The sequence below is a fragment of the Methylocystis sp. genome (assembly GCF_021731785.1).
Lineage (GTDB): Bacteria > Pseudomonadota > Alphaproteobacteria > Rhizobiales > Beijerinckiaceae > Methylocystis.
On record NZ_JAKFWS010000014.1, the window covers coordinates 19,252 to 28,878 of the forward strand.

General features: G+C 61.9%; 5 protein-coding genes and 2 pseudogenes. 5 read left to right on the forward strand and 2 right to left on the reverse strand.

The window, feature by feature from the left end:
* Positions 1-40: 40 nt before the first annotated feature.
* Positions 41-3,778, reverse strand: coding sequence for an HAD-IC family P-type ATPase (locus tag QZ964_RS03185; RefSeq protein ID WP_292528727.1), 3,738 nt, complete (start codon positions 3,776-3,778; stop codon positions 41-43).
* Positions 3,779-4,336: 558 nt separating this feature from the next.
* On the opposite strand from QZ964_RS03185, the gene QZ964_RS21460 reads away from it, so the two are divergent.
* The gene (locus tag QZ964_RS21460; RefSeq protein ID WP_367119208.1) at positions 4,337-4,390 is read left to right on the forward strand and encodes a hypothetical protein; all 54 of its coding nucleotides are present in this window, start codon (positions 4,337-4,339) and stop codon (positions 4,388-4,390) included.
* A 180-nt stretch (positions 4,391-4,570) separates the two neighbouring features.
* Here QZ964_RS21460 and QZ964_RS03190 read toward each other — a convergent pair whose 3' ends face one another.
* Positions 4,571-5,359: an integrase core domain-containing protein gene (locus QZ964_RS03190; protein WP_292528729.1), complete on the reverse strand. Its 789-nt coding sequence runs from the start codon at positions 5,357-5,359 to the stop codon at positions 4,571-4,573.
* Between the two features lie 35 nt (positions 5,360-5,394).
* On the opposite strand from QZ964_RS03190, the gene QZ964_RS03195 reads away from it, so the two are divergent.
* From QZ964_RS03195 to QZ964_RS03210, 4 genes and pseudogenes are all read left to right on the forward strand, one after another.
* Positions 5,395-5,871: an integrase core domain-containing protein gene (locus QZ964_RS03195; RefSeq protein ID WP_292528731.1), complete on the forward strand. Its 477-nt coding sequence runs from the start codon at positions 5,395-5,397 to the stop codon at positions 5,869-5,871.
* A 284-nt stretch (positions 5,872-6,155) separates the two neighbouring features.
* A pseudogene (locus QZ964_RS03200) lies at positions 6,156-6,266 on the forward strand (resolvase); the annotation flags it as partial.
* A gap of 20 nt (positions 6,267-6,286) precedes the next feature.
* Positions 6,287-9,379, forward strand: a complete 3,093-nt coding sequence (locus tag QZ964_RS03205; RefSeq protein WP_292528732.1) for an efflux RND transporter permease subunit — start codon at positions 6,287-6,289, stop codon at positions 9,377-9,379.
* A gap of 20 nt (positions 9,380-9,399) precedes the next feature.
* Positions 9,400-9,519: pseudogene (locus QZ964_RS03210) on the forward strand (IS6 family transposase); the annotation flags it as partial.
* Positions 9,520-9,627 lie beyond the last annotated feature (108 nt).

Genomic DNA, 9,627 nt, shown 5'->3' on the forward strand with positions numbered 1-9,627 from the left:
GCTTTCAGCGCCGTAACGAGGTCATGATCGAGGTCGTTCGCTAGCCGCCCGCCGAAGCACCAGTTCTTGTCCTCGCAGGGCGCCTTTCTCCATAACGCAGGGCCGTGTTTGGCGCGCGCAGCGAGGCCTCGCCCTCGTTTATTTCGAAGCGCGCCGACGCCTCCATTCCGGGCCGAAGCGCTAGGTCGGGATTTTCCGCTTCGATCACGATATCGACCGTTGCGTCGTCCCCGGGCGTCGCCGGCCGCCCAACCTCGATCACCTTGCCCAAAAAGGCGCGCCCGGGCGCAGCCGCGCTGGTCAGCGTCGCCTCGGCGCCCGCTGCGACCGCGAGGGCGTCCGCGCCGCTGGCTTTCGCTCGAAGGCGAACGGTCGTCGCGTCGCCGACGACGAAGAGCGGCGCGCCGGCGGCGACGCGTTGGCCCGCCGCCGCCTGCCGCTCGATGATGAAGCCGTCGAGAGGCGTGGCGATCTCGGCGCCGGTGCGGGCGGTCTCGGCCTTTTCCAGCGCCGCGCGCCGCTCGGCGACGAAGTTTTCCGCGCGCTCGACCTGCGCCTTGGCGCGTTCTAGCGCGCGCTGCGCCGTTTGAACCGCCTTGCGCGCCGCGGCGCGCCGCTGCGAGGCCTGCTCTCTCCGTTCGAACGTGGCCTGCGCCTCGTAGCGCGCGGCGATTCGCTGCATCCATTGTATCTCGGCCGCCGCGAGAGCTTTCCTTTCGCGCGCAATCGCTTCCTCGAAAGGGCGCTGATTGAGGGTCGCGCATATCTCCCCCTTCGTCACCCTGTCGCCCGGCGCGCAACGCAGCGACGCGATGACGCCGGCGGCAGACGCCAAGACCGACGCTTGCGAGATTGGGGCGATGACGCCTGTCGCGACGACGACACGCGCGATTGCGTCGCGCGGAAGGCGCGCTTCCTCACGCGCGAGATTTGCGCGCGTGTGAAGATAAATCGCGCCGCTCGCTCCGATAATCATCAAGCCCAACAATCCGGCGAGAATCGGTTGACGCCAGGCGCCGGGGGCGACGACAGCGGCGACGCGGGGTGCCGGCGCGGTAGGGCCGAGGCCCGAAACCCAGGCCTGCGCCGCCGGCGAACGGAAGATCGCTTTCTCGATCTCGACAAGCAGGAACAACAAGGCGCTGGCGAAGGCGATGTGCCCCCAAATCTCAGCGTCAAGCGGCGTCGTGTGAAACAGCGAATGCATGAAAGGCACATAGGTGAACATCGCCTGCAGCGCGACGACGATAGCGATGGAGATCAGCACCGCGCTACTGCCGAAGAAGCCCTTCAGTGAAAGCGACGACTCGGACAGAAAGCGCGCATTGAAAAGATAAGCCACCTCACAGGCAACCAGCGTATTGACCGCGACGGTCCGAGCGCTGTCGAGGCCCATGCCGCGAGCTTTCTCCAGTTCATAGAGACCGAATGTCGCGCCAAGCATCAGAAAAGACACGAAGACGATCCGCCAGACGAAGTAGCGCGACAGGATCGGTTCGCCCGACGGACGCGGCGGGCGCGACATGATGCCAGGAGACGGCGGCTCGAAAGCGAGCGCGAGGCCCAGCGTAACGGCGGTGATGAGATTGACCCAGAGGATCTGCACCGGCGTCACAGGCAACACCTCGCCCATGGCGATGGCGGCGATCACCGTCAGGCCCTCGCCGCCATTGGTCGGCAAGATATAGAGTATCGTCTTCTTCAGATTTTCATAGACGACGCGGCCCTCCTTCACCGCATGAACGATGGAGGCGAAATTATCGTCAGCCAGCACCATTTCGGCGGCCTCCTTGGCCGCCTCGGTGCCCTTGACACCCATGGCGATGCCGATGTTGGCGCGCTTGAGCGCGGGCGCGTCATTGACGCCGTCGCCGGTCATTGCGACGATTTCGCCGCGGCTTTGCAACGACTGAACGAGACGCAGCTTATGTTCGGGGCTGGTGCGGGCGAAGACCGTCGTCGCCGTGACGGCTTCGCCGAGTTCCTCGTACCCTATCGCATCGAGATCATGACCGGTGAGCACGGAGTCGGGCTGCCGCAAGCCGAGTTCACGCGCGATTGCTTTCGCCGTCGCGGCATGGTCGCCCGTAATCATTTTGACATTAATGCCGGCGGCTGCGCATTCGCGAATGGCTTCGACGGCTTCTGCGCGTGGCGGGTCGATCAAGCCGACAAGTCCGACAAAGGTGAGGCCGCTATCGACGTCGCCGAAAGCGAGCTGCTCTTGCCCTTTCTCGGCCGGTTTCGACGCGACCGCCAAAACGCGCTGACCCTTGGCGGCCATGTCGTGGATGCGCGCGTGCCAGCGATCGAATTCGAGCGGGCGCTGCTCGTCCTCGTCGCCACGCTCCCAAAAACACATTTCGAGCAGCCGCTCAGGCGCGTCCTTCACGAATATGTAGCCGGCTCCTTCATGATCGTGATGCAGCGTCGCCATGAAGCGATGCTGAGACTCGAATGGGATTTCGTCCGTGCGCGGCAGCGTCAGAGCCAGATCGCGCAAACTGACGCCGCCTTTGACCGCCGCGGTCAACAACGCGCCTTCCGTCGGATCGCCGTCGACGCTCCACGCGCCGTCCTTCTCATGCAGCGCGGCGTCATTGCATAGCGCTATCGGCCGCAGCACCGACAACAAATCGGAGTCATCGCGCAGCACGATATCTTGTCCGTTCCGCGTAAAGCCGCCATGCGGATCGTAGCCCGTGCCTGTCGCCTCATAGACGCCCTTGGCGGTGACCACGGAACGCACCGTCAATTCGTTGCGCGTGAGCGTGCCCGTCTTATCCGAGCAGATGGTCGTCACCGAACCAAGCGTTTCGACGGCCGGAAGCTGGCGAATGATGGCGTTGCGGCGCGCCATTCCCTCCACGCCGATCGCCAGCGTGATGGTGATGATCGCCGGCAGCCCCTCCGGTATCGCCGAGACGGCAAGGCCCACAGCTGACATGAACATTTCGGCGAGATCGAAGCCCCAAACCAGCGTGCCGAAGGCTACGATGAAGGCGCAGATCGCAAGAATGGCGATGGTGAGCCAGCGAGCGAATTCTTCCATCTTTTGCAGCAGCGGCGTCATCAGTGTCTGCACTTCGGAGAGAAGTTCGCTGATGCGGCCGATCTCCGTTTCAGCTCCGGTGGCGACGACGACGCCGGTAGCCTGGCCATAGGTCACGACCGTGCTTGAATAGACCATCGACGAGCGGTCCCCGAGCAAAGCGTCGGGCGGTACGGCCTCGGTGCTCTTGTCGACAGGCAGCGACTCGCCGGTGAGCGCCGCCTCCTGCACCTGCAACGACTTGACGCGGATGAGGCGAATGTCAACGGGAACCTTGTCTCCCGATTGTACATAGACGATGTCGCCGGGAACGACGTCATCCGCTTCCATGACCCTTCTTTTCCCGTCGCGAATGACGGTGGCGCGCAGCGACAGCATGTTGCGGACGGCCTCCATGGCCTCTTCCGCCTTGCCCTCCTGAATGAAGCCGATGATGGCGTTGATGACGACGACCGCGACGATGACGGCAGTGTCCACCCAATGCGCCATGAGCGCCGTCACGACTGCGGCGGCGATGAGCACATAGATGAGCACATTGTGGAACTGCAGCGCAAAACGTGTCAGCGGGCTTCGCCGCTTTCCGCTCGGCAGGCGATTGGGGCCGTGGACGGTAAGACGCCGCGCGGCCTCCGCCTCGCTCAGGCCGGCGCTTGAGGTCTTAAATCTCTCCAGAACCTTATCGGAGGCGACCGCCCAGGTTTCTTTGGCTTCTGGCGAGTTCTCCATATGGGCTTCTTCCGAAATTCGCCGCCGAGCCGCTTGGGGTCATTTCATCGAGGAGCGGCATAGCCTCCAGGGCGCGGCCCCGCGATTCTTGGCGCAGGGCCGCGCGCGACTGTCAAGCGCCGGCAATGTCAGGATATTATGGGGCGGCTTGGCCTTGTGGGGAGCAGCGCGACGTCGCGTCGCGCCCGTTTTTCTTGAAAATCAGAAAGCGTCGACGACGCGCGGATGCGCTCCATGCAGAACTGGAGCTTCATGTGCGCGGAGTGTCACGCCACCAGGGTGCGCAAGAATTATGACGCGACGAGCAAATAGCTTCCAAACCAACTTCGCCGAACTCGGCGTCGGATGCGAGAGTTGCCACGGACCGGGCGCGAGTCATGTCGATTGGCGAGGGGCGCTTGGCCAGCTCAGCGAGAATGGCGGCCTGGCCAATGGCTGATGGACACGCACATGCCAGCGCTGCTGACGTCTGACCTTTTTGAGGACGACGGCCGGATGAAGGACGAAGTCTTCAACGATCATTCCTTCAAGCAGAGTCTGATGTAAGCAAAGGGCGTCATTTGCAGCGATTGCCATGATCCGCATTCCGCCAAGCTTAAGGCCGCGAGCTGAGGTCTGCTCGCAATGTCACCAGGCCGAGCGATTTTCTTCCGTCGCGCATATACACCACGAGCGTGGGCCGAATATCTCGGATTGCGTCTCATGTGGACCGAGATCGGCCTCGGACGTCAGTTCGGGCCGCTCGACATACGCGACTGTTGTTGAGTGCAAATTGCCTGTGTGTGTCGAAAACTATATCCGGACGTAATGATGATGAAGTCCGCCGAGGAGGGCGTGCGATTTGATGGCTCCAATCCGCTGAACGGCGCGAGAGATCGGCGTATCCTTATTTAACTTTAACGACCGATGCGTTCTCACTTCGTTGTAATAATGAGCATAGCATCGCAGAATCCGACGCAGATGCCGCTCGCCAAAAACGATCAGATGGTCGACACACTCGCGGCGGATCGACCCGATCAACCGTTCGGCGAAAGCGTTTTGCCATGGCGACGCAGGCGCTATCGGCTTGTCTCGTATGCCCATGGCGCGTAGCCGACGCGTGACGACGGCGCCAAAGACGCCATCCCGATCACGGATCAAATAGCGCCGAGCCTCATCCCACGGGAAAGCCCCTGTAATCTGACGCGCAATCCATTGCGCTGTCGGATGTCTGGCGCCATTGGCCCAGACAAGGGTTCTGCGGTCGAGCCGGACGATCAGCGCCCGCAGCTCCGTGTATATCTGCGGCCGTTCGCCGCGTCGCCGTGATTTCCAGCGCCAATAACGACGAAAGCCGGCCCGATGCCAACGCACGAGAGTCTCGGGCTGGATGATCGTGATGATCTCGAGGATCGACGGGAACCATTGATATAGCTGGACGAAGAAGAGGCGGTCGCCGTTTGAAAGCGCGACCCGGCTTTTCACCTTCCGTTGCAGCACAACCAGCTGCTGCCGGAGCGCCACGTTCTCCGCCTCGAGCCGGCTTTTCGACTTGAACGGCGACGTCAGAATGGCCAGCAGAAAGCGGATCAGCGCGATCATTGCGCTAGCTTAGCGGATTTCGGCGCCTCATCAACGTGGATGAGGTTTTCAGCACGCACAGGCTCGACCGCAGAACCATTGTCTGGACCAATGTCACCAGACATCCGACAGCGCAATGGATTGCGCGTCAGATTACAGGGACTTTCCCGTGGGATGAGGCTCCACGCTATCTCATCCGCGATCGGGATGGCGTCTTTGGCGCCGTCGTCACGCGTCGACTGCGCGCCATGGGCATGCGTGACAAGCCGATTGCCCCTGCGCCGCCTTGGCAAAACGCCTTTGCCGAACGGTTGATCAGGTCGATCCGCCGCGAGTGTGTCGACCATCTCATCGTTTTTGGCGAGCGGCATTTGCGTCGGATTCTGCGATGCTACGCTCATTATTACAACGAAGTTAGGACGCATCGGTCGTTAAACAAGGATGCGCCGATCTCTCGCGCCGTTCAGCGGATTGGAAACATAAAATCACACGCTGTCCTCGGCGGCCTTCATCACCATTACGTCCGGATTTAGTTTTCGGCACACACAGCTGCGGATAAGGCGTTTGAGAACGTATTCTGCATCAATGCGATCCTTCGTTTGCAGACAAAGAATCGCTTTTCTGAATCGTCTCAACGCCTTATTCAGCCGCGTCTAGTACGATGGGAGTTGGCCCAACGATAATGAATTTAAGCCGCCTGACCCCAACTTTTTGCCGGTCTCTGCCTAGATGGCCCCCGACAGTCGGATCGGCACCATTGCGCCTATCGCAACGCGTCTTATATTTTGTCAACGTTCATTGGCCAAGACCGCAGTGAATGGCGAAATGCGATTTCATCCGCTATCTGCGGGTTTCGACCGATAGACAGGGCGCATCAGGCTTAGGACTTGAACCGCAGCGCGCCGCTGTCGACGCTTATCTCAATGGCGCGACACGCGAGGCAGCCGAGTGAACTTCTCAGCGCCTTTCATCAAACGGCCGGTCGCGGCGACGCTGCTTGCCAGCGCGTTGTTTCTGCTAGGCGCCGTCGCTTATTTTTTCCTGCCGGTGGCGAGCCTGCCGGCGGTGGATTTTCCGGTCATCGGCATCTCCGCGCTGCGGCCCGGCGCCGATCCGCAGACCATGGCGGCATCGGTCGCCGCGCCGCTCGAACGACGCCTGTCCACCATTAGCGGACTGGATGAACTGACGTCGACGAATTCGCTGGGCTCGACGCAGATTAAGGCCGAGTTCGACATTTCCCGGCCGCTAGACGCGGCGGCGCGCGACGTTCAGGCGGCGATCAACGCGTCCATCACCGACCTGCCGACCGATCTGCCGACGGCGCCGACCTATCGAAAGGCGAGCCAGTCCAGCATGCCAGTGCTCGTGCTGGCGATGACCTCCGACACCCTGCCGACCAGCGCAATTTTCGACGCGGCCGATTCTGTGATCGCGCAGCGCGTTTCACAGGTTCCAGGCGTCGCCGAGGCGCGCCTCGCCGGCGCTGAGCAGCCGGCCATCCGCGTCCAAGTCGATAGCGCGCGTCTCGCCGCCATGGGGCTTGGCGTCGACGCGGTCGCCAACGCGCTCAACGCCGCCAACGCCCACTCCGCCGTCGGCGCGCTCAGCGGCGACGCGCAAGAGATAACGCTCGCGACCACCGATCAGCTATCGACGCCCGACGACTATCGCAACATCGTCATCGCGTCGAACAACGGAGCGGTGGTCAAGCTCGGCGACGTCGCCACGGTTGAGCTCGGCGTGAAAAACCGCAACGCCGCCGGCTGGTTCAATGGCAAGCCCGCCGTGCTCCTTATCGTCACAAAGCAGCCCAACGCCAATGTGATCGAAACCGTGGATCAGATTAAGGCGCGGCTGCCGCGGCTTCAGGAATGGATCCCGAGCGGCGTCAAGATCGATGTGCTTTCCGACCGCACCCAGACCATCCGCGCCAGCATTCATGACATTCAGCGCACCCTTGCGATCTCCGTCGTCTTGGTGATGATGGTCGTCTATGTGTTTCTGCGCCGCTCGACGCCCGTCATTGCAGCCGGCATTACTGTGCCTCTTTCTCTGGTCGGCACCTGCGCTGCGATGTGGGTCGCCGGCTTTTCGATCGACAATCTGTCGCTGATGGCGCTGACGATCTCGGTTGGCTTCGTCGTCGACGACGCCATTGTCATGATCGAGAACATTCAAAGCAACGCCGAGCGTGGTCTGAACCGCATCGAAGCGGCGCTGGTGGGCTCGAAGCAAATCGGCTTCACCGTCGTCTCTATCAGCCTATCGCTCGTCGCCGTCTTTATCCCGCTTCTGTTCATGGAAGGCGTGATGGGCCGACTGCTGCGCGAATTCTCTTGGACGCTGACCTTCGCCATAGGGATTTCGACAGTCATCTCGCTGACCGTGACGCCGATGATTTGCGCGCGCTTGCCTGCGCCGCGCGAGAAGGCGCCTTCCCGCTTCGACCGGATTATCGAAGGCGGTCTTGACCGGGTGGTGGATTTCTACGCGCGAAGCCTGCGGCCCGTGATCGATCACCCGTGGGCCACGCTTATCGTGGTGACCATCTCAATCGTCTGGACGGTCCGTCTCTATGAGACGATACCCAAGGGCACCCTGCCACAGGACGATATCGGTCTGATCAATGGAACCACCGAGGCCTCTGGCGACGTTTCGTTCACGGAGATGGCGCGTTTGCAGCGGCTTGCTTCCGAGACGCTGCTCGCCGATCCCGACGTCGCCAATGTTGGATCATTCATTGGCGGCACCTACATGGCCTACTCGATGAACCAGGGCCGTCTGTATGTCGCACTGAAGCCAGCCGACGAGCGGCGCGCGTCAAGCAAGGAGGTGATCGAGCGCCTGCGCGGCGAATTCGCAAAAATTCCGGGCCTGAGCGTGTTCATGGTGCCCTCTCAGGATTTGCGTAAGGGCGGACGGCTGAGCAAGGCGCAATATCAGTTCACCCTGTCGAGCCCGTCCGTCGAGATTCTTGGGACGTGGCGCGACAAGGTGCTTGAGCGCTTAAAGCAGGCGCCGGAGCTCATCGACGTGACTTCCGACCAGGAGCGCGGCGGCCTGCGCGCCAAGGTCGTCATTGATCGCAACGCCGCCTCCCGCATGAATGTTCAGATCGCCGCCATCGACGCGGCGCTCAACAGCGCTTTCGGCCAACGGCAGGACGCGATCATCTACACGCAGCACAACCAGTATCGCGTCGTTTATGAGACGCCGCCCGAACGTCAGCGGGACATTCGCGATCTGGCCGGAATCTACGTCACGTCAATGACCGGCGAGCAGATTCCGCTCACTGCGCTCGCTCGTATCGAGCGCAGCTCGATGCCTCTTGTTGTCCATCACCAGGGCTTGCTGCCGGCCACGACGATCTCCTATAATGTCGCGCCCGGCTACAGTCTCGACGCCACCGTCACGGCCATCGAGAAGGCGATCGCCGAGCTTAATCCTCCAGGCGAGCTGCGCGCGGAATTCGCCGGCGACGTGGCGGATTTTCGCAAGGTGGCGGCCGGAATGGCGGCGCTGATCCTCGCCGCTCTGCTCTCGGTCTACATCATTCTCGGCATTCTCTACGAAAGCCTCGTTCATCCGATCACGATCATCTCGACGCTGCCCTCGGCGGGCCTGGGCGCGCTGCTGTCGCTCGAACTGTTCGGCGTCGAATTCACCATCATCGCTTTCATCGGCATTTTGCTGCTGATCGGCATCGTGAAGAAGAACGGCATCATGCTCGTCGACTTTGCCTTGCAGGCGGAGCGCGATGGCGGCATGTCCGTGCATGACGCGGCTCTGGCGGCGGCGCGCGAACGCTTCCGCCCCATTCTGATGACGACGCTTGCGGCGACCTTCGGCGCGCTGCCGCTCGCGTTTGCGACCGGGATCGGGGCCGAGCTTCGGCGTCCGCTAGGCATTACGATCATTGGCGGATTGCTGCTCAGCCAAGCGCTGACGCTCTACACGACGCCGGTGATCTATCTGTTAATGAGCAGCTTCGGCGCAAAAAACCGGCCGCGCCTGCACACGAGCGGATCACGCCGATAAAGGCCCACGACGCTTAATTCCATGCCGCCGTCTACAACGCCTTCAATGTTCAACGACACCTGATCTGCCGACCAACGCATCGGCAGTTTCGCGCCGAGGCGCACAACGCTTGGCGCGACGCGACGGTTGCTGCGAAGTGAGGTGAGAACTCAATGATGCTTTCGCGCGAGCTCAGCGCGTTAACGTGTCAATGCCGCGCGACTTACTTCTGCACTCGCAGGAATACAGGCGCGGGCCTCGGTGTCCTT